The organism is Ichthyenterobacterium magnum (assembly GCF_003610635.1).
Lineage (GTDB): Bacteria > Bacteroidota > Bacteroidia > Flavobacteriales > Flavobacteriaceae > Ichthyenterobacterium > Ichthyenterobacterium magnum.
This window is the reverse complement of the sequence record NZ_RAQJ01000008.1, coordinates 36,002-61,096: the sequence shown is the minus strand read 5'-3', so window position 1 is coordinate 61,096 and position 25,095 is coordinate 36,002. Positions and strand designations below refer to the sequence as shown.

At 29.5% G+C, this 25,095-nt stretch carries 25 protein-coding genes; 9 read left to right on the top strand and 16 right to left on the bottom strand.

All coding sequences use genetic code 11. The annotated features are described in order from the left end of the window. Positions 1-231 precede the first annotated feature (231 nt). From BXY80_RS13645 to BXY80_RS13575, 16 genes are all read right to left on the bottom strand, one after another. On the bottom strand, positions 232-1,290 hold the full coding sequence (locus BXY80_RS13645; protein WP_120202886.1) for a histidine kinase: 1,059 nt from the start codon (positions 1,288-1,290) through the stop codon (positions 232-234). A gap of 1 nt (position 1,291) precedes the next feature. Next, entirely contained in the window at positions 1,292-1,981 is a 690-nt protein-coding gene (locus tag BXY80_RS13640; protein WP_120202884.1) for a response regulator, read from the bottom strand. A gap of 157 nt (positions 1,982-2,138) precedes the next feature. Then, positions 2,139-2,516 carry a DUF3703 domain-containing protein gene (locus BXY80_RS13635; protein WP_120202882.1) on the bottom strand — a complete coding sequence of 126 codons (378 nt, stop codon included), beginning with the start codon at positions 2,514-2,516 and terminating at the stop codon, positions 2,139-2,141. 201 nt (positions 2,517-2,717) lie between these two features. Then, positions 2,718-3,620: a tetratricopeptide repeat protein gene (locus tag BXY80_RS13630; protein ID WP_120202880.1), complete on the bottom strand. Its 903-nt coding sequence runs from the start codon at positions 3,618-3,620 to the stop codon at positions 2,718-2,720. 152 nt (positions 3,621-3,772) lie between these two features. Beyond that, positions 3,773-4,786, bottom strand: coding sequence for a hypothetical protein (locus BXY80_RS13625; RefSeq protein ID WP_147376143.1), 1,014 nt, complete (start codon positions 4,784-4,786; stop codon positions 3,773-3,775). Between the two features lie 58 nt (positions 4,787-4,844). Next, positions 4,845-5,078: a hypothetical protein gene (locus BXY80_RS13620; RefSeq protein ID WP_120202876.1), complete on the bottom strand. Its 234-nt coding sequence runs from the start codon at positions 5,076-5,078 to the stop codon at positions 4,845-4,847. A 223-nt stretch (positions 5,079-5,301) separates the two neighbouring features. After that, positions 5,302-5,895, bottom strand: a complete 594-nt coding sequence (locus tag BXY80_RS13615; protein ID WP_120202875.1) for a hypothetical protein — start codon at positions 5,893-5,895, stop codon at positions 5,302-5,304. A 144-nt stretch (positions 5,896-6,039) separates the two neighbouring features. Further along, positions 6,040-6,909 carry a hypothetical protein gene (locus tag BXY80_RS13610; RefSeq protein ID WP_120202873.1) on the bottom strand — a complete coding sequence of 290 codons (870 nt, stop codon included), beginning with the start codon at positions 6,907-6,909 and terminating at the stop codon, positions 6,040-6,042. A gap of 168 nt (positions 6,910-7,077) precedes the next feature. Beyond that, entirely contained in the window at positions 7,078-7,698 is a 621-nt protein-coding gene (locus tag BXY80_RS13605) for a hypothetical protein (protein ID WP_120202862.1), read from the bottom strand. Between the two features lie 172 nt (positions 7,699-7,870). Beyond that, on the bottom strand, positions 7,871-8,380 hold the full coding sequence (locus tag BXY80_RS13600) for a hypothetical protein (RefSeq protein ID WP_120202871.1): 510 nt from the start codon (positions 8,378-8,380) through the stop codon (positions 7,871-7,873). Positions 8,381-8,505: 125 nt separating this feature from the next. Then, positions 8,506-8,640 (bottom strand): hypothetical protein, encoded by a 135-nt coding sequence (locus BXY80_RS14090; RefSeq protein WP_262603397.1) that lies wholly within the window; start codon positions 8,638-8,640, stop codon positions 8,506-8,508. 24 nt (positions 8,641-8,664) lie between these two features. Beyond that, entirely contained in the window at positions 8,665-10,242 is a 1,578-nt protein-coding gene (locus BXY80_RS13595; RefSeq protein ID WP_120202869.1) for a DndE family protein, read from the bottom strand. After that, a complete protein-coding gene (gene dndD, locus BXY80_RS13590; RefSeq protein ID WP_120202867.1) occupies positions 10,232-12,334 on the bottom strand; it encodes a DNA sulfur modification protein DndD in 2,103 nt (700 codons plus the stop codon). The genes BXY80_RS13595 and dndD overlap by 11 nt, the downstream gene beginning before the upstream one ends. After that, the gene (locus tag BXY80_RS13585) at positions 12,331-12,513 is read right to left on the bottom strand and encodes a DNA modification system-associated small protein (RefSeq protein WP_120202865.1); all 183 of its coding nucleotides are present in this window, start codon (positions 12,511-12,513) and stop codon (positions 12,331-12,333) included. The genes dndD and BXY80_RS13585 overlap by 4 nt, the downstream gene beginning before the upstream one ends. Beyond that, positions 12,503-14,707, bottom strand: a complete 2,205-nt coding sequence (locus BXY80_RS13580; RefSeq protein WP_120202863.1) for a helicase associated domain-containing protein — start codon at positions 14,705-14,707, stop codon at positions 12,503-12,505. The genes BXY80_RS13585 and BXY80_RS13580 overlap by 11 nt, the downstream gene beginning before the upstream one ends. Positions 14,708-15,030: 323 nt before the next feature. After that, the gene (locus BXY80_RS13575) at positions 15,031-15,651 is read right to left on the bottom strand and encodes a hypothetical protein (RefSeq protein WP_120202862.1); all 621 of its coding nucleotides are present in this window, start codon (positions 15,649-15,651) and stop codon (positions 15,031-15,033) included. Between the two features lie 304 nt (positions 15,652-15,955). On the opposite strand from BXY80_RS13575, the gene BXY80_RS13570 reads away from it, so the two are divergent. From BXY80_RS13570 to BXY80_RS13530, 9 genes are all read left to right on the top strand, one after another. After that, positions 15,956-17,068, top strand: coding sequence for a site-specific integrase (locus tag BXY80_RS13570; protein ID WP_211328357.1), 1,113 nt, complete (start codon positions 15,956-15,958; stop codon positions 17,066-17,068). Continuing rightward, positions 17,061-18,065, top strand: a complete 1,005-nt coding sequence (locus BXY80_RS13565) for a DUF6617 family protein (protein ID WP_120202857.1) — start codon at positions 17,061-17,063, stop codon at positions 18,063-18,065. Before BXY80_RS13570 ends, BXY80_RS13565 begins: the two co-directional genes overlap by 8 nt. A 211-nt stretch (positions 18,066-18,276) precedes the next feature. Then, positions 18,277-18,573, top strand: a complete 297-nt coding sequence (locus tag BXY80_RS13560) for a helix-turn-helix domain-containing protein (RefSeq protein ID WP_120202855.1) — start codon at positions 18,277-18,279, stop codon at positions 18,571-18,573. A 2-nt stretch (positions 18,574-18,575) separates the two neighbouring features. Beyond that, positions 18,576-18,872, top strand: coding sequence for a helix-turn-helix domain-containing protein (locus BXY80_RS13555; RefSeq protein WP_120202853.1), 297 nt, complete (start codon positions 18,576-18,578; stop codon positions 18,870-18,872). Next, positions 18,859-19,767 (top strand): BT4734/BF3469 family protein, encoded by a 909-nt coding sequence (locus BXY80_RS13550; RefSeq protein ID WP_120202852.1) that lies wholly within the window; start codon positions 18,859-18,861, stop codon positions 19,765-19,767. The genes BXY80_RS13555 and BXY80_RS13550 overlap by 14 nt, the downstream gene beginning before the upstream one ends. Further along, positions 19,764-21,503, top strand: a complete 1,740-nt coding sequence (locus BXY80_RS13545; protein WP_120202850.1) for a DUF3987 domain-containing protein — start codon at positions 19,764-19,766, stop codon at positions 21,501-21,503. The genes BXY80_RS13550 and BXY80_RS13545 overlap by 4 nt, the downstream gene beginning before the upstream one ends. Positions 21,504-21,666: 163 nt before the next feature. Continuing rightward, positions 21,667-21,960 carry a helix-turn-helix domain-containing protein gene (locus BXY80_RS13540; RefSeq protein ID WP_120202848.1) on the top strand — a complete coding sequence of 98 codons (294 nt, stop codon included), beginning with the start codon at positions 21,667-21,669 and terminating at the stop codon, positions 21,958-21,960. A gap of 20 nt (positions 21,961-21,980) precedes the next feature. After that, positions 21,981-24,044 carry a Piwi domain-containing protein gene (locus BXY80_RS13535; protein WP_120202846.1) on the top strand — a complete coding sequence of 688 codons (2,064 nt, stop codon included), beginning with the start codon at positions 21,981-21,983 and terminating at the stop codon, positions 24,042-24,044. 25 nt (positions 24,045-24,069) lie between these two features. Continuing rightward, positions 24,070-25,095 carry a helix-turn-helix transcriptional regulator gene (locus BXY80_RS13530; RefSeq protein ID WP_120202844.1) on the top strand — a complete coding sequence of 342 codons (1,026 nt, stop codon included), beginning with the start codon at positions 24,070-24,072 and terminating at the stop codon, positions 25,093-25,095.

Genomic DNA, 25,095 nt, shown 5'->3' with positions numbered 1-25,095 from the left:
GATTGTCATTCGAGTCTGGATTATAGTCAGATTCGTTTAATAATTCAACTTGGTATTTTCCTATTTCGAATGTCATTTCAAATGTTGCACAACGGTTTATGTATGGTTAGTTGCGTGGTTCAGCAACTGATTTAGTAGAAGGAAACCGAACGTTAGGGAAATCCGAAGGATTTTCCGAGTACATACAGACTCAAGCAATTAATTATACATGTTGTTGTGGCTAGTTTTTTATTATTCCCAAGCATTCTGTCCATCAAAAATAATTCTAAATTCATTGCCTTCATAGTCTACACTATTGTGTCTTTTAGAAAACTCGAAAGCTCTTGGTGTAATATCTAATTTTGCATTATTAAAGTTAAGCGTTTTTACAATTCTATACATACCTATTCCTAATCCCTTCGTGTTAATCTTTTTTGCTACTTCGGAACGATATCCGCGTTCTGTAATTAATTTTTTTTCAGAATCTTTTATTTCTAACGAAACCATTTTTATGATGATATCAAATGAATCTTTCTCTTCTGAAAATCTAATTTTAAATTCTGTTTTAGGGCAACAGTATTTTACTGCGTTTTCAAATACATAATAAAGAGAAACAAATAGAGAATCATAATCAATTTCAAGAATTTTTTCTGTTCCTCCAAGATGAACTTGAATATTTTTTTTATCAAAATCAGAAATAAAAATTTGTAAAATTGATAGAACAACTGGTCTTATTGAATGTCCCTCTTTTAATAATACACTTGAGCTTTTTAAAGTCCGTTCAAAAACTGAGAATTCAACCTTTGTTGCTAAGCTATACTTAATTTGTTTTAGTAAAGTGTCTACTGTTACATTAGGTTTGGTTTTTATAACCTCTCTTATAACATCTTTTTGCTTATTAATATTTCCAGTTAAACTTTTTTGTGGAATTAATGTAAATAAGTCTTGTATACTATAAGAATTTATAGATGTTGCATTATGAATAAATTCTTCGATTGTTTTCTCGTGTTTTTCTATTAAATCTTCTTGTAATTTAAGTATTGGTTTAATATAGCTAGAACTGGAATTCACTAATTCTCTAAAAAATTTTAATCGATTAATGAATTTGGTTTCTGTTGTTAAAACATATACTTGAAAATCAGAACTCTTCTTTAATCCTATTCTAGCTTTTATTTTTTTTCCATCTAAATTTACTAAAATTGGTTCTTTACATTCTTTGTAATCTAAAGCAAGATTTTTTAACTCTAGAGGGAAATTATCAAAAACATAATTCCCGTTTAATTGTCTTACGTAATAAAAAGTTTTTTCCATATTAGTTGTAAAATTCTAAACTATAGTTTTCAACTAAATTTTGAAATTGATAAGGTAAAGCATTCTTCTCTAGTCGTGAATCCACAACATCCCAAGCTTCGTGAAATGAGTAACTATTTTTATTTGCAGAATAAATTATTATTTTCTTTTCTGGATACTTTTGTTTTAACATTAATGCTAAGTCAAGACCTTCATACTCTAAATTTAATATTTTGCCAACTCCATTAATGTCAACAAAAATTATTTCAGAGTTTTTTACTTGATTTATGTCTAGACTCTTTATATCTGTAATTGTTTTAGTTTTTTTCCAATCACTATCTTTTAATATTTTGACTATATTAAAATTCTTGTCATCATCAATAAAAAGAATTCCAATTTTGTCTTTTTTAGTTTCTATTAATGCATTTTTATCCTTTATCGATGGTTTCTTTTCTGATTGTGTAGGTTCACTAAAATTATTTACCGTTACCTCAACCTTTTGGCTGTTTTTATTTTTTGATTTTTGAGTTAATTCTTTATTGTTCTTTTTATCTTTTGGAACAGTGAAATAGGCTATTATTTCCAAAAAAGAAATTATTGATAGAATTACAGGTTCAAACTCCCATTTGGAATAGTATCCCCAAATTAATCCACCAATTAACCCAACAAAACCTATTAGTAATGTTACTGTATTATGTATAATGTTTTTCATATTTCTCAAATTAGCCACAACGTGTTCGTGTATGGTTTCGTTGCGTCTGCACTAAGATAGCAAATAGAGGCGAACCCATTGTTCAGAAGCGACAGAAATTCCGATAGGAATTTCCGAGCAATGAACTATACACGTTGTTACCCAACGTTTTTTATTTTCAGACTAAATTAATTCCAGCTTTCGCAAAAATATCTTGTAATTCTTTATCAATCGGAAAAGGTTTTAAAGGAGGAACATTCGCTCCTCCAGGATTTCCAACTGGAATTTTTCCAACGAAGGATTTCACGCCTCCGAAAATCAGACGAGGAATTTGCCCGATAATTTCTTTTCCACTTTTGATTTTAATTCCGAATTGCAACATTTTCCAATGCACAAAAGTATGAGCATAAGGATATTTTTGTCCGATTATATGCGCTCTTTCCAGATGATTCCATGCGCTTTTAAAATTTCCGTTTGAGCATTCAGTTCGGTATTTTTCCAATTCCGTATTATAGTATGGCTTTAGACTTTTAGGTATCGAAGTGTAAAATTTCATATCGGTTTTTAAAATTTTCTGTTCTGTTTAAATTTTAACGTTCTGTTTTTGTTAATGTTGGGTAACGTGTTTGTATATGAGATGTGGCGTGTTTCGGCACGAACCTCTCCAAATAAAAACTGGCTTTGGAAAATCCGCAGGATTTTCCAAGTGAGGACTGACCAAGCCATAGCTTATATACGGTGTTAGGCACTGGCTTTTCTATTCACATTCTTTGTCAATTCGTTCTTGAGCATATTCAGCTCCAAGTTCTTTTGCTTTTGTCCACAGTTTACAAGCTTTTTTCGTTTCTTTTTTATTAAAATACGTATTTCCTTTATTAAAATGGGCCTGCGGATTCTCTGGTTCCAATTCAATTGCTCTGTTATAGTATTCAATTGCCAATTCAAATTCTCCATTTTCATCGCTCAACGTTCCTCGCGCTACAATTCCGCCATAAAATTTAGGGTTAATTTCAATACACTTATCGAAATCTTTCATAGCGTCTTTGAACATATTTAATTCGTTTTTTGCAAATCCTAAATCGTAATATGAATAGTAGTCTTTTGGATTAACTTTAATTGTATTATTCCAATTTACTATTGCTCCAAATAAGTTTTGGTTTTCGTAATGTTCGACAGCTTTTTTATAGTAAACATTTTCATTATCTGCTGAATAGTCAAGGAATTCAACATTGTCATAATCGGAAAATGCTCCATAACCAGCAAGTTTTGAATCAAATTGATAACCTTCTTTGTAAAATGTTAACTCCCAAAATATAATATTATCTTTTGTTATTGGAAATTTTTCTGTATTTCCATTTAGTTCATAAGTTCCGTTGCTTTTTTCTATTTCTAAAGATGAGCAATTGAAGATTTTAGATAGTCTATTTGATAGATTTTCCAAATTTTCCTTTTTGTCGCTTATGAAAGTAAAATCCAAATAATTAAGTCCATATTCAGGGAATTTTCCTTTTTCTATATTTTCGTAAAGTTCAACGGCGTTTATTAATTCAGTTCTCCAATTTTCTGAATATTGTTCCCAAGTAAAATACGTGTTTTCCATTTGTGCTTTAGCACTAAAAATGTTTAAAATTAAAAATATGAATATTGTTGTGTGTTTCATTTTTCAGCTTGTGCCTAACGGTCTTGTGTATGATTTCGTTGCGTGTTTCTGCAACTAATTTACTAAAAAATAACTGGCTTTAATTCAGCGCGAGGATTTTCCGAAAGGAAAATCAGAAGCAATGAATTATACACGTTGTTAGGCAAAGTATTTTATTTTTTGTGATAAACTTTTATTGAATCGTTTCTAACTGTCAGTATGTAACTCATTACTTTTATATTTTCTCCATCTTTGTCTTTAATAGTTGCTACATAAGTGTCCTCCATTAATTTAGAATACCCAATTTCTTCTTTACAGTTTTCAAAGACTTCATTTATAAATTTCTTATGTTCGTTACTTCCAATTAAGTATAGAGTTTCATTATCAGAAGCAATTTTTTTCAAGTGATTTTTATAAACTCTTTCTCCATCACGATTTATTACAATACTTCTCCCAATAATTCTAATTCCAAATTTGCAATAAGTACCTGAAAAATCATTTACAATATCTTCGCGTAACTTTCTATTTGCGTAGCGATAAAGAAAATTAACTAACTCTGTAACCTCTTTATGAATGTTTTGAGCATCCCTTTTTTTTGCAAAGACTTTTTCTCCTAAAAACGTCAATTCTTGAACTAATACTGGATAAAATATACCGACATCATCTATGTCTGAATACTTTTCAAAAAAGTCAGAAATTTTTTTGTTATCCATTTTGTCTTTCATAAAATCCTGTACAAACTGGTCAAGAATTTCCGATTTTTCCTCTTTTAGCAAATCGTAGCAAGCAAATAAATCCATTGATTCACGTTGATACTTCGCAATGTAAGATTTCGCTTTTTTTAAAAAGGCATATGATATAAACGCCATTGAAGCCTTAACTATATTCTCGTTTTGGTGTTCGCCTTTTTTTAAGCGAAGAATTAATTCACCGTTTTGTATAAATTGTGTTTCGGTTTGTTCACTAACATCAATCCATTCGACATTAATTTTTTTAATGTCAAGATGTTTTGTTCGATGGGAAACTTTCTTTAAATAGTCATTTATTTTACCTTGTAAATCATATTTAACATAGGTTTTATCAAATTTGTTTGAAACGTATTTTAAGAATTTACTTATTAGAGCAATTAGTTTTTCGAATTTTTCTGGGTTTCTTAAATAGTAAATGAAAAGCCCTACTAAAGTCAAGGTCGAGATTGTCCAAAGTGAGAAATTGAAGTCGAAGTAAAAGTTGAAATCCACTTTGTTAAAGATTTTTTTCATTTATATGTTCTGATAAAGATTTGATTGCTTCTGGTGAGTCGCAAACGACTTTTATAGTTCCTTCTTCAGGGAAGATAGAATGTAAATTGTCAAGTGTAATTATTTCTTTAGTGAATTTACATTTTATTTCACCTTGTTTGATTTTTTCTAAAAGATTTAGACTTTTTAGCAAAGCTATCAAATCATCATCGTGTACTGCATTCAATTTTGCTTTCATCGTTTCGTTTATATTTTGCCTAACGTGTTTGTGTATGATTAGTTACGTTTGAGCCTTGCGACTAGTTAGGCTTGCCGAGACAGCCTGAAAGGTAGGCAAACGCGATGGAAAAGGAGCAAGGCTTAGTTACAACGTTTCCAATTAGCAACTAAGTTAATTAATTCCGTAGAATTTCCGCGTAGGAAATTCGCAGTAATTAATTATACACGTTGTTGGCTAACGTTTATCGTGAGAGTTGTTCTTTATACAACATTTTGATAATTTCATTTTGTAATTGAGAATCGACCAACTGTTCAGGAAAAAACAAATACTTCAAGCCTAAGTTCCGATATTCACAACTTAAAATCCCGTAATCTTCATTAAATAAAATAAAATTGTTCACGACTTTTTTTGATTCCTTTAATTCATATAAATCAAAATTCAATTCTGATAATTTTTTGCTATTAAGAAAATTAGCTATTGTTTTTTCGTATTCATTTTCACCATAAAATAGTGTATTGGTCTTTATGTTGAAATAAGAGTTCTCATTTTGAAAGGAATCAGGAAGACTTATGTAATTATAGATAACTAAATCGTCTTTATTTAAAACGTTTAGTTTGAAAGGAATTTTATTAGTAAGCATTTCTGCATCAACAGAATCTTCTGCATGTACATAAAAAATTCGCATACTTTCCATCTGAGTAGAATTAGTTTGCTTTTCAAAATATTCTGAATCAGTTTTTGTTCCGATAATAGAAACTCCAGCAAGAGTAATTACAACGAAAGCAATTATTGCAATTGAAACGACTATTAATAATATGTTTAGTGCTTTTTTCAAATGTTTGCCAACGTGTTTGTATATGGTTTGTTGCGTGGTTAAGAAACTAAGTTAACAAATAAAAACCGAATAGAAAATCCGCAAGGATTTTCGTAAGTAGGCTAGAACTAGCAATAAATTATATACGGTGTTAGCAAATGTTTTTTATTCCTTTTTCCGAACTTTGCTTAAATCGTCATAAACAATTGGAAAGTCTTTTTCGTTCCCAATAAGCCAAGGCCATAATGGATTTATTCTATTGGTTTCTTTATGTGCATCGTAGAAAAACCTTATTACTAACTCACTACTTTTACAAATATCATTAATATTATTCTTGAAATAAAGTTTAAAAAAATCAGCTCTTTCAACTGACTTTTGGTGAATAATTGCATTTCTATATTGTTCTAATTTTTTGAAATTATTGAATATAGATTTATTTTTAATTGATTTTGTATTGTATGTATCAGGTAATATAGTTGATACTTTCTCTACTAAAGGTGTCCACCTTTCAATGGCTTTCTTTTCATAAATAACACCTGCTTTATCTTTAGAATGATATAAATAATTGTGAGGAATTGAAATATTTGCAAAAGCTTCAATTGCAGTATATGAGAATACAATTGCAGTTTCTACTTCTTCAATATAGTCACAATAATATTTTGACTTGTCTTTTAAAAAATTTACTCTTTCTTTTTTGTCAACAATTGAAATATTGTTCTTTGGTTTGTCAGGGTTCAAATTTTCCTTATAAATGGCAAGAGCTCTTTTCAATGCTTTATCCGAAATAGATAGAAGTAAAGCAATATTGTTTGGTATAAAATATTCTAAACTATGTTTTGAGTTTAATTTTATTTCATCAGTTTCTTGTACAATAAAATGCATATCGAAATCTGAATTATCCTTTGGGTCTTTTACAGCAATTGGCTTATTAATTCGATATTCAAAAATGTCATAATCCTCTGGTCGAAATGCCATAATATAATTAGCTCCGACATCACTTTCTTTTACTTGATATGTGATTTTTTTCTTAGTCATATTTTTCAGAGTGAGTTTTTTAAATATTTGCTAACGGTTTTGTATATGATGCGTTGCGTTGGTTTAGCACGTAATTTAGCAAATAAAAACCGAATAGAAAATCCGTGAGGATTTTCGTAAGTAGGCTCTCACTAGCAATGGATTATATACGTTGTTGTAAGCAGTTTTTTATTGTCTATATATCGCTGCTAAAATCAAAGGAATGGTTATTAAAACAGAAATAATAGCTGGCTTTACCCAACTTCTTTTTCGATATTGAAATTCCTTCCCAATGAATTTATTCCAAAAATATTCGATTAAAATTCCTGCTCCTCCAAAATTAAATAATAAAGCAAGATTTGTTTTTACATTCAGTGACTCAATAATTACAATAGACACAACTGTATATAAAATTCCAAAAATCAAAACCTGAATTCGACCTTTAGAATTTCCAGTTTGTTTCATATTATACATCAGCAAAACTGCTCCAAAAATTGTTGAAAATATAGCTGAAAAAAGAAAAATTACTTTTTTAGAATGAAGTTCAGGTGCATTTGGGTCGTCAGTTATATTATTTTTCTTTTTGACTTCTTCTATAATTTTTTTTCGAGCGACTTCCTTTTTCTCCTTTTCGATTTTAATTTCGTTTTCAACAGATTTCAATTCAGGTGTTTTTCCGTTTCTTTTTTTCAATATTTGAATTGAAGCTGCAATAGCTTGTTCGTTATAGCTTTTTTTGTTTTCTAAAATGTATTCTAATTCCGAGACAGTTTTATGTTGGAATTTTTCAATAAATCTATTTTCGCTCATTATTTGATTTGGTTCAATTTTGTTGGTCAAATTGCTTACAACGGTCTCGTATAACCGTCAGTTACGGCTAAATTAGTGTTAATTTTCGGTTAAGCACTGACGTTAGCAATTCCGAGTGGATTCGGACGCAGTCGAATCCGCCGTAATTGCGGTTATACATTGTTGGCAAACGTTATTTTTTATTTATGATTTGTTTTATTGCTTTTATTCCACAAACATTTATTTTCCACCAATATTTTTGAGTTTTTATTCCGTCTTTCAATTCATAATCTACGATTTCTTTAAAGATTACTATTGATGTTCTTCCATCAATTGTATAAATCAGAGTCGGAATGTTATTTTCTATAAGTGTTTTGTCAAATATTTTGTTGAATTGCGATTTGTTTGACAAGCAATAAGTTTCATCGCTTAAGTCATAAGGTTTAAAAAAGAAATTGTCCTCAATCAAGTCAGATAAATCAGATTTCACATTTTCGTTTTCAGATGGCGAATATGAAAATTCCAGATTATAATTTCTCATATCTTTCTTTTTGTCAAACTCAAACATTTTGTTCAATTCGGAATTAGTCAGAAATTCGATAATTTCAATATCTTCATAAAATTCAGTCAAAAACTTTATTTCATTTTTGACTTTGTTTTTCCTCTTTAATAACTCTATTTTTCTTTCTCTATCGCTGTTCATTCTAATGTTTGCCAACGGTCAAGTATAAGAATAGTAGCGGATTAAAAAACACTAACTTTTCGGTTAAACACAGACCTTATTTATATTTATTTACTTTCGTTTTAGCGATAAAACCGCTATTATTTTTATACATTGTTGTAAGCTGGCTTTCCACGTCCTGCTTGGTTTTCCATAGTTTTAATGCTTGTTCCGAAAGTATGCGCTGGCAAGACATACTCTTTTGCAATTTTTGGCGTAGCATTGGCTGGTGCGAATTGCAAATGTGTATGGCTTTTAGCGTTGGACTATATATTTTCATTTTTTTTCGTTTTCCACCATTGTCTTAATTCAATCATTTTCGGTTCGCCAATGTTTATAAGTCCTTTTCCTGATTCAAGTTTTTTGATTTCAGTTTCCAATTTATATTTACTGCTTGGTGTTCCAACAAAGTTACTAATGGCTTTATAGTCCTTATTTTGAACATTCAAACAAATAGGAAGTTTTACTTGTGAAGCAAAATCAAAGTCTTTTGTTTTGTAGTCTTCAACTCCTTGTGAAAGCATAACGATTATAACGCCTTTTGACCTTAATAATCTCAAAAGTTCCTCAAGTGCTTTTCTAGCATTTTTATTCTTTAAGTATATATGAGCTTCATCAATTACAATTACATAACGTAATGGAAAAATATGGTCTTTTGGTTCGCAATCATTTGTAGAACTAAAATAAGAATTGAAATATCTCAATAATAAAAATACAACTAGCTGTCTTAAAGTGTCAGATAAAGCAGGTGGCAGATTAAGATATAAACTTTTATCTAAAATGTTTGGATTATTCGGGTTACAATTAAATATGTTTGTGGACAAATCACGAATGATTGAATATAATGTGTCTTGCCTAATATTGTTTTCCTCATAGTAATTTTCTAATTCCTCAAATAATTCTAAAATAGTAGGATATCCACCATTTTTACTGTCTAATAAATCATTAATTAGAGTAATTAAAATATTCTCTTGGCTAACTCCCATTCTCGGAACGAAAGTAGATATTGTATCAACAAAAGCCCTTATGCTAAAAGGTCTCTGTCTTTCGTCAAGATTTATAGATAAAAATGGGTTAAACTCAATACCGCCATCATTTACAATATCAACAAACTCACATTTAGTAGCATCTAGAAAAGGCTTTAATTGTTCTGGGTTTCCTTCTCCTTTGTAATCAAAGAAGATAAACTTCAGTTCATTATTAGTGTTTTTAGAAATTTGATATAAAATATCTTTCATTAATTGCGTTTTACCAGAACCAGCCATTCCAGCAATTGCTATATTTCTATTGTCAAACTCTCTTAAATCATTAATTCTTATAACAACATTTTCGCTTTCTACTGTTTGACCTAATTCAAAAGTTAAAAGGTCTTCAAACTCTTTGACATCAATGTTTTTTGATGAAATGTTTGTTTTAACAACGTTTTTCCTTAAATCCAGTCCACTTTTAACAACTTTTAAAAGAATATCAATGTGGTCACCTTTAGATATGTTGGCTTTTTCAATTTTACCATTCCAAATTTCTAATCCGTGATTTAGATGAAGCTTAAATAGTTTTATAAATTCATCTTCAAATGTATTTCTGCCATAATGTTGGTCAAGAATAGATTTAAAAATTATTGTATTTGAACCATTCCCTATAACAGTTCCAAAAATTGCTTTATCATCTCTAAATTCTTTACCATCAGAGCTTGGAATAATATCATTTTCAATGTCAAATATTTTGCCTGATAGCAAACTATTAGAAAATGCAATACGAGGGACTATACCGTCATTCTTAAAATTGTATAAGGTTTTTAGCTTATATAATAATTCGTCATTTTCTTTGCTTATTTTAATTCTCATAACCTTGGAAATAACCTGTTTTTAAATTTGTGTTTGCCCCATCATTAAATAATAAATAGGATTTAGAAATATTTGCTGAAATGTCTTTATGCCTTTTAGGTGTAATCTCGCTATTTGTAGAGAATAATACAACTTGTTCAGAAAGTGCAGGATAGTATTTTTTAGTGATATTATCTCTATGTTCTTCATCAAGTCTTCCAAGTGGCGTATCGATAAATATTGGTAAACTCTGTATAGATTCGTTCAAAATCGCTTTTATTAAGCACGAAATATAAATTTGTTTTTCACCGGAAGATAAACTCTCTTTTCTAATTTCATTATCGTCTTGGTCCAAAAGAGTTATTTTCATTCCTTGGCCAGATGCCAAAATGGTGACTTTTACATCTTCAATAAATTTGCTGCTATTTTCTTCACTTCCAAGTTTGTGCATTAATATTTTTAGCTCGCTTAAAATTGTTTTTTCAAGACTGTCTTTATGTTTGTTTTTCTGTTCTTCGAGGAATGAATTTAAGACGTCAATGTACTTTTGACTTTCTTTAATCTTAATTTTGTTTTGGGCATTAACATCAACTTTTTTAACTAAAACAGATAATTGTTGGTTTAGTCGTACTATGTCACCTTTAAGTTTGTTTATTTGTTGATTATTCTCTCCAATTTTTCTATTATTTTCTGTGATGTTGTAATCTGCTGTTTCTTTTTTTGATGAATAGTCTAAAATCAATTCATCTTCCATATCAGCATCAACTTTGCTCAACGTTTTGTTTAATTCTGCAAGTTTGATTCTTGTCTTGTTGAATTCTTCAATTGTTGTTTCGAATAAGTCTTTTGATTGAGAACTTACAAGATTAATTGCATCATAGATTAAGCTTTTTTCAGAATTGTTTAAATCGTGTTCAAATTCTAAATCCTGATAATATCCATTAGAGGCAAACAATTCTGAACCTAAATTTTTGGCCTTATCGTAATAAAAAAGCTTGTCCTTGAATGACATAGTAGAATTTTCAGGTTCAGGTGGTTTATTAAAAAGTAGTTCAATAAAATTCTCTATTTTTTCAGAATTTTCTTTTGAGGAATTTTGGGATATTGTGTTTTTATCTTGAATTTCAAGATGTTCACTTACTTCTTCAAGTTTACCTGTTAAAATAGCTAACGGAATTATCTCGCTTAATTCATTAAATCTTTCAGATAGTTCAAATTCCTTTGCTTTTAACTTATTTATTTCTGATAAAATTGAATCTCTATCAAATGTTGAATTGCCTTGTTTACTGTGTTGCGATATAAGATTATCGTATTGTCTTATGGTTTTCTTTAAATCATCAATCTCTTTTAGTTTTTCAGCATTTTCTTCTTCAAGCTTTTCAATATCTATTTCAGAGAGTTCAATTGCTTTTTCTTTATCAACTATTTGTTCTTGTAAATTTTTGGTTGCTCCTTCTTTTTTCAAGGTATTAATGTAAAACTCTATATCTTCAATTAGAGTGTCGTATGTATCAAGACCTAATATTTTTCCTAATGCATCATTTATAAAACTACCTTCTTCCTTAATAGATAAGTTTGCTATTTCAGAGATTTTTTCTGCATCAAAAAACACAAATTTTGCAGCATCTATTGGAATTATATAATCATTGATGAAATTAATTTTATCAGCTTCATCATCAAATATTTCCATATTCGAATTAGTATCTGAAATAGAAAGTGTTTCATTCATACTAGTAACATTAAATGTTCTAGTTATAATAACACTAGCAGAGTTTGAATTTAATTTACTCAATTCGGGTAATTCTATTTCTGAAACTTTAATACTAACCGAAAATGTATCTTTATTTTCTCTTTTTGCTGTCCAATTTATAGACTGTTGCATAAAAGATGAATAGTTTTTTTCTTTTTGGATTTCCTTTTTAAAGTTATCATCAATTTGTGAAATTTTTTCACCATAAAGACACCAAACTATTGATAATAGGAAATTTGTTTTACCATAACCATTTCTACCACCTATCACAACAATATTTTGGTCGGTATCAGTTGTTAAATCAATATTTACAGCATTGTAATATTGTCTGAAATTGTTAATTTTTATATTTGAGAATTTCATTTTATTGCGTTTTCAATAACATCATTAATTTTTTGCTGATGGTAATTATTTCTTTTCAGCAACTTCTTTGTTTTAACTGAATCTAATAATGTTTCAATAGATTCATAATTAACTTCCTTATCATTGCAAATCTCTTTGAGTCTTTGATTTTGCAATAGTTTAGTTTCTTTAATTTTCATATTTTATATTTTGAAGAAGTTTAGCAACTTCAATAAATTTATTTTGTTCTTTGCTGTCAAGTTCGTTTTTATCAAATAGCTTTCTCTGTTTGTAAAAGAATTGATATAAATTTTCCTCACCATTTTTATTAGCTGAAGGCAATCTATGATTATTCGTAACAAATGAGATTAATTCTTGATACTTCTCATTTGAGTTCAATCTTCGTCTACCATTAATACTTGGATATTTCGCTAATAAGCTGTTTAGCTTATCCTCTTTATTTTCAGTTAGTTTACCCTTGTTTTGCTTACTTTTTTGAACATTAAGCCAACGATAAAGTTTTATTTCTTTTTCAGGCACACCATTTGAAAATGGTAGCCTTTTTTCTATTGAGACAAAATTTTGAAGCATTTCAAACCTTTCTTCCCAAGTTTTCTTATCGGTTTTCTGGACTTCCGATATTCTCTTAAAGTCAGATTCGTATTTTTTTGTTGTTAATCCTATATGCGAACCTTTAAAAAATATGTACAATCCAGATTCATCAAGTTTTAAATTTTGAAGAATGCTATATTGATTTGATTTTGGACGATATTTTAAAACGTGTTCTGTTATGTGTGAAATATGTTTCGGTACAGAAAATTGCATTAAATATTCTTCAACAATATCTCGTATTGTACCTCCTTTGAAATTGTCCAATTCACTTTCCCATTTTTTCAAACCAAATACACTTTTTCTACCAATTGGCACAAAACCATTTTTCCGTTTCATTGAAACTCTGATTTTTGCTTCTTCAGTGTCATAGTTGGGATGCAGTTCTACAACCTTTTCAAAAATCTCTTTAACCTTTGAAGGTTTTCCTAAATGGTCAAGTGCTTCAAAAGCATATTCGTGTGCTTGTCGAGTAGTGTTTCTTTTGAAATTTATGCTTTCATCTAAATCAAGATATATTTCAAATTCTTCATTAATTATTTTCTCACAGATTGGTAATAATAAGTCTAAAATATCAATATTGTTGTTTGATAGAAACTTTGATAAATAGCTTTTGAAATTAAAGAAATACGATTCTTCAATTCTATCGCTTAACCTGTTTGAAATATCATTACTAAAAGAAGTGAAATCAAATTCCGAGGATAATTCTTTTTCTACTAAATAGAAGTTATTCCAATTGTGTCTGTTACGTGAATTAAAATATTTTGGTTGTAAAACATCTTCATAATTCCCAACTACAGAAAAACTATCTTTTAGATATGCAGAAAGTATGAAAGTGATAAATTCTCTAGAAAAATTAGTGTTATTTGATTGGTTGATTTTATTTAAAATATCTGTGTTTATTTCAATATAAATTGATTCAACATCTATGCTATATTTTTGAAATAAATCGTCATTAAAATTAGAAATAAAAAGTAGCTTATCAAATAAAGCTTCAAGACAAAGTTTTCTTATCTGTCTTACTCTTTCTCTTGAAAGGTCAACCTGTTCAGCTATTTCGTCAAGCGTAAGTTCTTTTTGATTATTGAATAATTTCAAAGCTAGTTTAACTATAACCGTTTGAGTTTCGTCAAAAAATGCATTTTGATTTAAGAGAAATTTTGTAAGTTGAAAAATAGATTCTGATTCTAATATTTCACTTGGAACCAATGGAATATCAAAAGTACGTTGTATTAAAAATTTATTTTTTAATGCAATTAAATACTTTTCATCTCTTGTTTGGTTTACTTCAAATATGAAATCTTTAATAATTGAAATATAAATTTCTATTTCAGGAACACATTTAGCACCTACGTTTTTTATATTTTGAACATTGAAACTTTCAGAGAGTAAAACTTTTTCTGTAAAGTTTTTAACCTTTAGATTGTTTTTTAAATGTAAAGAGATTGCATTCTTACTCCTTACGGATAAGCTATTAGTATTTACGAAAATAAAGCTATTTATTACCTCTCTTTGAACTCTAGTTAAGTTTGTAATTATGCTTTTTAGAGGATTTTCTTTTTTGACTTCTATCTCTTTATTTTCAAAATTGTCATCTGGATATTTATTACATATCTCAATTAGTTCTTCATTTGATTTCCTACCACAATTTCGAAGTTTTTCGAAGGATTTATTTTTGTAGTAATATTTCTTTAAATCAGAGATAGAGTTTAATTCGTTGTATTTGCAAACGTGGTAAGACCTAACACTTATTTCTTCTTTTTTATAGATTTCGTCAATTGTCATTTTTTTGCAAATCAGTTTTTCTAATAAGATTCTAAAATACAGTTATTTTACTTATTCATTTTACGGTTTACCTCATTTTTTTCGAGCGTTGGCTAAAAACAGCTCTTTTGGTTTTTTCTGTGTTGGCTTTTGTTGCGGCAAAAAACCAAATGTGCTGTTTGTGCGGCTGGCTTTTCAGCTTGCTTACAACGGTTTTGTATATGATGCGTTGCGTTGGTTTAGCACGTAATTTAGCAAATAAAAACCGAATAGAAAATCCGTGAGGATTTTCGTAAGTAGGCTCTCACTAGCAATGGATTATATACGTTGTTGTAAGCAGTTTTTTATTGTCTATATATCGCTGCTAAAATCAAAGGAATGGTTATTAAAACAGAAATAATAGCTGGCTTTACCCAACTTCTTTTTCGATATTGAAATTCCTTCCCAATGAATTTATTCCAAAAATATTCGATTAAAATTCCTGCTCCTCCAAAATTAAATAATAAAGCAAGATTTGTTTTTACATTCAGTGACTCAATAATTACAATAGACACAACTGTATATAAAATTCCAAAAATCAAAACCTGAATTCGACCTTTAGAATTTCCAGTTTGTTTCATATTATACATCAGCAAAACTGCTCCAAAAATTGTTGAAAATATAGCTGAAAAAAGAAAAATTACTTTTTTAGAATGAAGTTCAGGTGCATTTGGGTCGTCAGTTATATTATTTTTCTTTTTGACTTCTTCTATAATTTTTTTTCGAGCGACTTCCTTTTTCTCCTTTTCGATTTTAATTTCGTTTTCAACAGATTTCAATTCAGGTGTTTTTCCGTTTCTTTTTTTCAATATTTGAATTGAAGCTGCAATAGCTTGTTCGTTATAGCTTTTTTTGTTTTCTAAAATGTATTCTAATTCCGAGACAGTTTTATGTTGGAATTTTTCAATAAATCTATTTTCGCTCATTATTTGATTTGGTTCAATTTTGTTGGTCAAATTGCTTACAACGGTTTTGTGTAAGCGTCAGTAACAGGAAAATGCGCGAGTATTTTCCGCTGACGCACTAAAGATAGCAAAACGAGTTGAATTTCCGATTAGGAAATTCATTATCTTTCCTTTGTTTGTTATCTGCCTATTAATCATTAGTTTATATAATGTTTCAAGTTCTTTTTTGTTGCTAAACTGCCTTTATTTGCTTATATTTGTTGCCGTATTGTTGCCCATACAACACTCATAAAACGCATAGTCTAACACAGTAAATATAAGTAAAATGAAAGTTACTTTACGCCAACGTAGAAAAGGGAAACGAATTAGTTTATATCTTGATTATTACGAAAACGGAAATCGTAAGTACGAGTACTTGAAATTATATTTAACGCCAGAACCCGACAAAGGGTCCTTAACTAAAGCACAGAAATTAGAAAACAAGAAAATCTTACAACTTGCTGAAAGCATCAGAGCCAAAAGACATTTAGAGGTGCAGAATAATATTTATGGTTTTGAAAATAAAGAAAAGAAACAAGGAAATTTTTTCGTGTATTTAGAACAATGGATTGAAAGACGTTCAGAAAGTAAAGGCAATTTAGGTGTATGGAATAGCACACTAAAACATTTAAAAGATTATCACCCAACAGGTATTTCTTTTGAAAGAATAGATGAAGAATGGGTAGAAGGTTTTAAAGAGTATTTAGACAAAAAAGCACTTTCCAGAAGTAAAAGACCATTAAGCCAAAACACAAAATCAGCATATTTTAAAAAACTTTTAGCGGTATTACGACAAGCTGTTAAAGAAAAGGTAATACAATACAATCCTGCTATTTCAGTTGAAAACTTTAAAGAAGAAGATACACATATGGAATTTTTAACTTTAGAAGAAGTAAGAAAGCTTTTTAACACAGATAGCCGACATCCACAATTAAAAAATGCGTTTCTTTTTTCCTGCCTTACAGGTTTGCGTTGGTCAGATATTACAAAACTTCAATGGTCTGAAATCCAATATTCAGAAACCTATGGAAATTTTATTAGATTTAAGCAAAAGAAAACTAAAGGAGCTGAAACCTTACCAATTTCCGAACAAGCATTTGAATTGTTAGGAGAAAAAGGCGAATCGACTAAAAAAGTTTTCGAGAATATTAATAACGTTCAGAGAAATTATGACCTACTAAAAGAATGGGTTGGTGAGGCAGAAATTAAGAAGAATATCACGTTCCATTGTGCGCGTCATTCTTTTGCAACATTACAACTGACTTTGGGTACTGATATTTATACAGTATCAAAAATGTTAGGTCATAAGAATTTGAAAACAACTCAAATTTACGCTAAAGTAATTGATGACAAAAAGAAACAAGCAGCTTACAGAATAAACCTTAACCCAAATGGCTAAAGACCTATTTATCGACTTACTGTATGTGGAAAAGGTTACTGATGATAAAAGAACCGAAAACCAATTTAAAGAGCTTTTAAAAGGCTTTAAAAAGCAATACCTCAATACAACGCCTAAATATGAAATCGACTTCAAAAAGGCGTATTCTAACAAGCGTAAATACTATTTAAAATTAATAGAAAACGAGTACATCAAAAATTTTAATCAAATTAATGATGTACTTGATGCAAACTCAACAGCTGATCATTTGTCTTTTCTATATGATAATGCTCACCGTAAATTTTTAAATTATTTAACCCAGATTAAAAATTACATTTCAGATAATGTTATTGATGAAAGTTTGTCTTTAAAGCCAATTCAAAATGATAAATCTGATGAAGCCTATATCATTTCATTTTTAAAAGCAAATGCGATGATGCTTTTTATGGAACTTCAAGAACGATTTTCAGAATTAAGTGATGCTGAAATTTATACAATAGAAGAACTGCACGAAGTATTTTTTAATGAAGAACCACCACAAGAGTTAATTGTAAAATCCTATTCCGGTGCAGAAATAAAAACGGTCAGGAAACAAGTAAAACAAAGTTCAATTTTCAACGCTATACAAGGTGATTTTAGAGAGGAAAACAATGATGTCTTATCCTATAACGAACTTATTAATAAGATTAAACAAAGAGAATTTGCAAAATTAGAGGAGCTATTAAATGAAAAAGGCATTATAGATGATGAATATAACTTCATAAAGGATAGAGGTAATAAAATATTACTTGCAGCTTTTATGGTTAAGTTAACAGAAACTAAATATTTTAATGAAAGAATATTTTTTGACAGTAAACCATCTAAAAAAATAGAGCCTAAACACATTTATAAATTCTTTGCTTATCGGTATGGACCAAGTAGTAATGCAGGTAAAGAATACCGTAGATTTTTAGGTACTGAAAAAAGAGCCTATCAAAAATTAGTTGAAGCCAATTTTTGGCTTGACCAAATCAAATAAAACTTCACTTTTTAAAAGTGGTATTTTCTCTACTTAATACCAAATAGATAATACCAAAAACGGCGTAAAACATTGTTTTACAATGGTTTAATAATACCATTTTTTCTCTTTTCTGTTATACCAAACACCTTTTTCAATATTTGTTATGTCCTTGACAATCAAGGGTGACTTTTGCGCAGAAGTCCATTTTTAAATTAAAATTTATAATAAGATGGACGTTAAAATATTTGAACGTTTAGAACGCATCGAAAAGTTGTTAGTAGAACAACAAACGTTGCAAAAGCAAGTATTGAATTTCAATGAAACTTGTCAGTATTTAGAACTATCACAATCGCACTTGTATAAACTTACAAGTACGGGAGCCATTCCACACTATAAACCGAATGGTAAAAAAATCTATTTCCAACGTCAGGAGTTAGACCAATGGTTACTTCGTAACCGTATGGATTCCCAAGATGAAATTGAGCAACAGGCAGCTAATTACTTAATCAAAAAAGGAAGGATTTAGTTATGACTGAAATCATCGATTTACTCTTGGCACTCTCACAAGAGATTAAGGAATTAAAGGCACGTATCGAATTAATAAGAGCTACGAGAGCAGAACGCTTAAAAGATACGTGGATTGATAATCAGGACGTAATGCAAACGCTACATATTAGCCAACGGACATTGCAAACATTCCGTTCAAATGGTACGATTCCATATAGCAAGATTCAAGGCAAGTTTTATTACAAAGTATCTGATATAGAGGAACTATTACAAAGCAATTATTATAACCCAAATTTTAAATGCGATGGAAATAAGTAAAGAAAGCATCTTAAAGAAAACGCATTATGGGTTAAATATTTACGCTTATGTATTAAGGCAGTATTATCCTAAATCAACAGTCCTTTCCTTAAAAGGAAGGGACTGCGGGATAACCCGAAATCCTTTTAACGGTGGTAAATCAACATTACAAATTAATGTTGTTGAAAATAAAGCAATGCATTACGACACAGAATTAACCGATTTTAAAGGCGATGTATTCGATTTTGCATCCTATCATTTTAAACTTATCGAAGAAGAAGAATTGTTACTTAAAATTAATGAGGTAATGAATCTAAATTTTGAAGTTAAAAAGGAAGATGAATTATCCTGGTTAGATGCACCCGATGATACTTGGTATGCTTACAGCAGTTTTTATAAAGCACCAATTAGAAATGTGTTTCCAACTGAAAAAGTAAGATTACATCAAATATTTGAGCGTATTACAAGCGATAAGTATAAAAGTATCACAGAGCAATTTAGAGCGATTAAAGACCCTAAAGAAGCACGGAAATTTAAAGCAAATCATTTTGATTATGTAACATTTTCAGGTGTGTTTTCTAAACGTAATGATGATAGTTTAATTGAGCATTCATCATTATTAACAATCGATTTTGACCATTTAGAGAATCTTGAAGAACTAAAACAACAATTATTAAACGATGAATATTTTGATACCGAATTGTTGTTTACATCACCTTCAGGAGAAGGTTTAAAATGGATAATTAGAATCGATATATCAAAAGTGTCACACAGCGAATATTTTATTGCGGTGGCCAATTACATAAAACAAACATATAATATTGAGGTTGACCAATCGGGTAAAGACATTTCCAGAGCGTGTTTTTTATCCCACGATCCATTGGCATACCTACATAAAAGACATCAAAAGATATGACAAAAATATTCAACCCGAAAGATTGGTTAGCTGTTCCAGAGCAAAAAGAAGTACCTAAAAAACCAATCAACAACAACCCAACAACGGTTGTTGCAAATGATATTGAAACATATATCAACGCTTTAGAACAATCAAGTATCGATATTACTGATACTTATGAAAAGTGGCGTGATATTGGTTTTGCTATTTCAGAGGAATACGGAGAAGCTGGACGTGATTACTATCATAGAATTAGCAAAAATTATTCAGGTTACGACCATAAAGAATGTGACGAACAATATAACAAGTGTTTACAAGCAAAAGGGCACGGTATAAGCATAGCAACCTTATACCACTATTTGCATCAAGCAGGTATTAAACCAAAACAGCAACAACAAGTTGTTGAAGTGTTGCAACAGCCAGAGGAAGTAAAACAACCGTTGCCAACAATACCAACAACGGTTTACAACAATATTCCAACATTTTTGCAACAAGTGGTACAACCATCAAGCAGTAATGAAGAACGTGATATTTTGTTGTTGGGAGCATTAACAGCGTTTAGTGCTTGTTTTCCTAAATTGTTTGGTGTGTACGACCAACGTAAAGTGTTTAGCAACTTGTATTTATTTGTTACAGCACCAGCTTCAGCAGGAAAAGGGAGATTAAACCAAATTAAAAATTTGGTAAATCCTGTTCACAAAGAAAAGCGCGAACAATCCAAAACCCTAAAACAACAGCATCAAGTTGAAATGGCTACTTATAATATGAATAAGGGCAAAAGTGAAACTATGGAAAAACCGAGTAAACCACCTGAAAGAATGCTGTTTATTCCGGCTAACAATAGTGTAACAGGTGTTTATCAATTAATATCGGATAATGAAGGTAGAGGGTTAATTTTTGAAACCGAAGGAGATACTTTAGCACAAGCTTTTAAAAGTGATTACGGTAATTATTCCGATGGTTTTCGTAAAGCATTCCACCACGAAACCATTAGTTACTATCGTAGAACGGACAGAGAGTATGTAGATATTGAAAGACCTTGTTTGTCAACGGTGTTGTCTGGTACACCAAAGCAGATTCAGGCATTGGTTCCAAGTGCTGAAAATGGCTTGTTTAGTCGTTTTATGTTTTATTATATGAATATCAAACCTACTTGGAAGAACGTTTTTCAAACTGATACAACCAATGGTTTAGATGAATATTACGACCAATTAGGAAAAGAATTTTTTGGGTTATACAAAACCCTAAAAAACAATCCTGATATTGAAGTAAGGCTAACAACCGAGCAACAACAAAAGTTTAATGTGTTTTTTGAGAAGCTTCAAACCAAATACCTCAATCTTCAACCCGATGACTATATAGCAACTGTTAGACGTTTGGGGTTAATAGCATTTAGAATTATAATGTTGTTTTCTGTATTTCGCATTATGGAAGATGGTGATGTAAACCAAGTAAGATATTGTGAGGATATAGATTTTGAAAATACATTGGAAATGATAAGCGTATTAGTAAAGCACAGTAGTAAGGTGTTTAACGATTTACCTATCGAACAAAAAGAAGTAAAAAGAGCCAATCGTAAAGAACGTTTTTTAGAAGCACTACCTTATCAATTTTCAAGACAAGATTACCTAAATATAGCCGACAAAAACAAGATTCCTCATAAAACAGCAGAAGGCTATATTACTAAATTTGTTGATGCTGGTCTAATACATAGGGAAGCACATAACAATTATACAAATCCCACAAAAGCACAATAAGGATTTTGAGGATTTTAAGGAAACGAGGATTTATAAAAATACTTTATATCCTCAAATCCTTAACTTCCTCATTTCCTGTTTAAAATTGTTAATATCTTTTTGTTAGTTCTTATTTTCTTTTTCTTACATTAGACAAATATTGACAAGTCAAAATATCCCCAAAATGACGTTTGGAGAATACATCAGAGAAATACGAGAAGAAAAGCAATTATTATTAAGAGAAGTTGCTTCTCAAATGAATATTGATACGGCACTTTTAAGTAAAATTGAACGTGGTACTCGTTTAGCTCGTAAAGAACAAGTTGAAGCATTAGCTAAAGCATTAAAGCAAAACAAAAGCGAATTACTTCAATATTGGTTAGCAGATAAAATTGTCTTTATGTTAAAAGAAGAAAAAAACATTACGGAAATCCTCAAAATTGTAGAACAAAAAATTAATAGATTGAGCAAGAAGTAGAATTAATAAACCCAAGTCTTATGAGTCAGGAACTATATTTTAATATCATAACATTTGATTTACCAGACAAACCAATAACTTTTTATTTAAGTAAAGAGAAAATTGGAAATGCGCAAAAGTTGTATAAAACAAAGTTTCCAACCAATATAGAAGATTTGTTTCCTGGTATAAAAGAAGAAAATCCTGATTTTATCTACACATCATTTATTTATGAAAAGGAAGGTTATTTGCCTTTAAAACTCAATCTAAAAGAACAACCAACCGACTTAATAAAGCATTACTATAATTGGCGAATCAAAAAATTCTTTAAAAGCATAAAAAAACTTGTTGGTCAAAACTTTGTGAATGATAATCAAATTTGGATAGGTAATAGATCATATCAAAATAAAAGTTTTGCACAGTATTATAAGTTTACTGTCAAAGTACAAATTAAAGAAGTTAGTGTATATGGTGAGTTAGTTATTTCTTATGATGGTATGGCTAAAGTGTTTAAAAAACCTATTTCTGAAATTATAAAACATACCTCAACAACAAATCTTAATAAAGTTGTATATAAAATGAGGTTATTAAAATATCATAAGGAAAAGGAATTTATTGATGATAATACAAAGGCTTATGCCATTTTGAATAATGATTTACGAACAGCATTTAATATTCAACCAGAACCTAAAGATGATTCCAATAAATACATAAGTTATAAACACAAAATCGATAAGTTTATTCAACATTTCATTTTAAGTGAAGAATTTAAGAAAGTTATCCCTGTTAATAATGACGATTACTTACCTGTAGAAATAAATCGAATAGGTGAAGTTACTGATGAAAGCAATGATTTAGTGTTTCAAAATGGTGTTGGTAGAAACCCCAAAATAGATTTTAAAAATTTAAAGCCTTTAAACCCTTGTCAGTTAGATAATGTGCATTTCTTCTTTATACATCATACAAGTTATACTAAAGAAGTAGAAAAGCTTCAAGAGTTATTAGAAGATGGTACAAGTTGGTATAAAGGTTTAAATATTTATGCAGGTGTTTTAGCACATTTCGATAATAATGTCAATATAGTATTTGATGATTTAGAAAATCCATTACCTCAAATTTCAAAAGGCATAAAAGATTTTAAATCTGACCCTAATATTAATTATGTTGCTATTTATTTAAGTCCTTTTAACAAGCACGAACCTAATCTTGAAAAAAGGTTAGTGTATTATAAGGTTAAAGAACAGCTTTTATATAAAAGAATTATATCTCAAGTAATAGAGTTTGATAGATTTAGAAGAAATCAACATAAGTTCATATACGATTTAACAAACATTTCATTAGCCTTATTAGCAAAATTAGATGGTACACCTTGGCAACTAAATGTTAAACCTAAAAATGAATTAGTTATAGGTGTAGGTGCATTTAAAAATACCGAAGAAAATATACGATATGTAGCAAGTGCATTCAGTTTTAAAAATAATGGAAGGTTTAATGAATTTCATTATTTCAGTAAATCAGATACAAAGGGATTAGCTGGAGCAATTAGTGAAGCAATATGGCAATATGTTCCAACCAACAAAACACCTGAAAAAATAGTTATTCACTTTTATAAGGATATGAAGGATGAGGAAATACAACCTGTATTGGAAATGATGGATAAACTTAAATTGCCTTGTCCTCTATTTGTTCTAAATATCAATAAAACAAAATCAGAAGATATAATAGCTTTTGACCAAAATTGGAATGGTGAGTTAATTCCAATGAGTGGTACATATATAAATATTGGTCCCAAAGGAGTATATAAATATTTACTCTTTAATAATTTGAGGTATAACAATACTGTAAAATATCCAAGTAATTCAAGTTACTCATTTCCAATAAAACTTAAAATATCAAGTCCAACACCAGAGGCTTTAAATGATAGTAAAATGATTAGAAAACTAATTGAACAAGTATATCAATTTAGTAGACTGTATTGGAAATCATTAAGACAACAAAATGTACCTATAACTATAAAATACCCTGAAATGGTGGCAGAAATAGCACCTCGATTTAATAGCAAGGAAATACCACCTTTCGGACAAGAAACATTATGGTTTTTGTAATAAAATATAATTTCAGTTAAGCAATATGCCAAACACAAAACACGCCATAATCCGATATCAAGCATTAGATAAATGTTTCAGAAATAAATCTAAAAGGTATTTTATTGATGATTTAGTAAATGCTTGTCAATCTGCTATTGAAAACTTTACAGGAAAAGCAGAAGGTGTTCAGAAAAGGCAAGTATATGACGATATAGCTTTTATGATGAGTGAGAACGGTTATAACGCACCCATTGAAAAGGATAAAATGGGTAGAAAGGTATATTATTACTACAGTGATGTAAATTTCTCTATCAATAATCAACCACTAACCGAATCAGAAGCATTAGAATTAAAGGAAACATTAATAACATTAAACAGGTTTAAAGGCTTACCTCAATTTGAATGGATTGAAAATATAACAACCAGATTAGAAGCATCCTTTCAATTTGGTGAACAGGCTAACGAAATTATTGAGTTCGATCAGAATGAATTTTTAAAGGGTAAAGAATTTATTAATACGCTATACCACGCCATTATTAATAAAACGGTTTTATTAGTTACTTACAAGAGTTTTAAATCAGAATTAAACACCATTATAGAGTTTCATCCGTATTACTTAAAGCAGTATAATAACCGTTGGTTTTCATTTGGTAAAAACCCAAATTTTGATAACATTACTAATTTGGCATTAGACCGTATAATTAATATTGAAATATCAGATAAGGAATATGCAAAAACCCGTATCGATTTTAAAGAATACTTTGAAGATATAATCGGTGTAACTTTTGACGAAAATCAAACCCCTATTGAAATAACCATAAGAATTGAAAAATCATTATGGCCATATATTAAAACAAAACCATTACACGGTTCTCAAAAAATTAAGCAAGAGCAACAAGACCATATTGATATAAGCTTACAGCTCATTCCAAATTACGAATTAGAAAGTATGCTATTACAATACGGTGAAAGACTAACAGTATTAGAACCCGAAACATTAAGGAAGTCTTTAAAAGAAAGAACTAAAATGATGATGGGTAACTATAACAGTGTAGATACAATGCACTAA

What these genes read in the sequence shown, in the direction of transcription:
- BXY80_RS13540 (WP_120202848.1), top strand. Translation starts at nt 21,667, where the DNA reads ATGACGTTTGGAGAATACATCAGAGAAATACGAGAAGAAAAGCAATTA.
- BXY80_RS13550 (WP_120202852.1), top strand. Translation starts at nt 18,859, where the DNA reads ATGGAAATAAGTAAAGAAAGCATCTTAAAGAAAACGCATTATGGGTTA.
- BXY80_RS13640 (WP_120202884.1), bottom strand. Translation starts at nt 1,981, where the DNA reads ATGAAAAACATTATACATAATACAGTAACATTACTAATAGGTTTTGTT.
- BXY80_RS13565 (WP_120202857.1), top strand. Translation starts at nt 17,061, where the DNA reads ATGGCTAAAGACCTATTTATCGACTTACTGTATGTGGAAAAGGTTACT.
- BXY80_RS13600 (WP_120202871.1), bottom strand. Translation starts at nt 8,380, where the DNA reads ATGAACAGCGATAGAGAAAGAAAAATAGAGTTATTAAAGAGGAAAAAC.
- BXY80_RS13630 (WP_120202880.1), bottom strand. Translation starts at nt 3,620, where the DNA reads ATGAAACACACAACAATATTCATATTTTTAATTTTAAACATTTTTAGT.
- BXY80_RS13530 (WP_120202844.1), top strand. Translation starts at nt 24,070, where the DNA reads ATGCCAAACACAAAACACGCCATAATCCGATATCAAGCATTAGATAAA.
- BXY80_RS13610 (WP_120202873.1), bottom strand. Translation starts at nt 6,909, where the DNA reads ATGACTAAGAAAAAAATCACATATCAAGTAAAAGAAAGTGATGTCGGA.
- BXY80_RS13545 (WP_120202850.1), top strand. Translation starts at nt 19,764, where the DNA reads ATGACAAAAATATTCAACCCGAAAGATTGGTTAGCTGTTCCAGAGCAA.
- BXY80_RS13535 (WP_120202846.1), top strand. Translation starts at nt 21,981, where the DNA reads ATGAGTCAGGAACTATATTTTAATATCATAACATTTGATTTACCAGAC.
- BXY80_RS13605 (WP_120202862.1), bottom strand. Translation starts at nt 7,698, where the DNA reads ATGAGCGAAAATAGATTTATTGAAAAATTCCAACATAAAACTGTCTCG.
- BXY80_RS13595 (WP_120202869.1), bottom strand. Translation starts at nt 10,242, where the DNA reads ATGAGAATTAAAATAAGCAAAGAAAATGACGAATTATTATATAAGCTA.
- BXY80_RS13560 (WP_120202855.1), top strand. Translation starts at nt 18,277, where the DNA reads ATGGACGTTAAAATATTTGAACGTTTAGAACGCATCGAAAAGTTGTTA.
- BXY80_RS13575 (WP_120202862.1), bottom strand. Translation starts at nt 15,651, where the DNA reads ATGAGCGAAAATAGATTTATTGAAAAATTCCAACATAAAACTGTCTCG.
- BXY80_RS13620 (WP_120202876.1), bottom strand. Translation starts at nt 5,078, where the DNA reads ATGAAAGCAAAATTGAATGCAGTACACGATGATGATTTGATAGCTTTG.
- BXY80_RS13570 (WP_211328357.1), top strand. Translation starts at nt 15,956, where the DNA reads ATGAAAGTTACTTTACGCCAACGTAGAAAAGGGAAACGAATTAGTTTA.
- dndD (WP_120202867.1), bottom strand. Translation starts at nt 12,334, where the DNA reads ATGAAATTCTCAAATATAAAAATTAACAATTTCAGACAATATTACAAT.
- BXY80_RS13585 (WP_120202865.1), bottom strand. Translation starts at nt 12,513, where the DNA reads ATGAAAATTAAAGAAACTAAACTATTGCAAAATCAAAGACTCAAAGAG.
- BXY80_RS13555 (WP_120202853.1), top strand. Translation starts at nt 18,576, where the DNA reads ATGACTGAAATCATCGATTTACTCTTGGCACTCTCACAAGAGATTAAG.
- BXY80_RS13635 (WP_120202882.1), bottom strand. Translation starts at nt 2,516, where the DNA reads ATGAAATTTTACACTTCGATACCTAAAAGTCTAAAGCCATACTATAAT.
- BXY80_RS13645 (WP_120202886.1), bottom strand. Translation starts at nt 1,290, where the DNA reads ATGGAAAAAACTTTTTATTACGTAAGACAATTAAACGGGAATTATGTT.
- BXY80_RS13580 (WP_120202863.1), bottom strand. Translation starts at nt 14,707, where the DNA reads ATGACAATTGACGAAATCTATAAAAAAGAAGAAATAAGTGTTAGGTCT.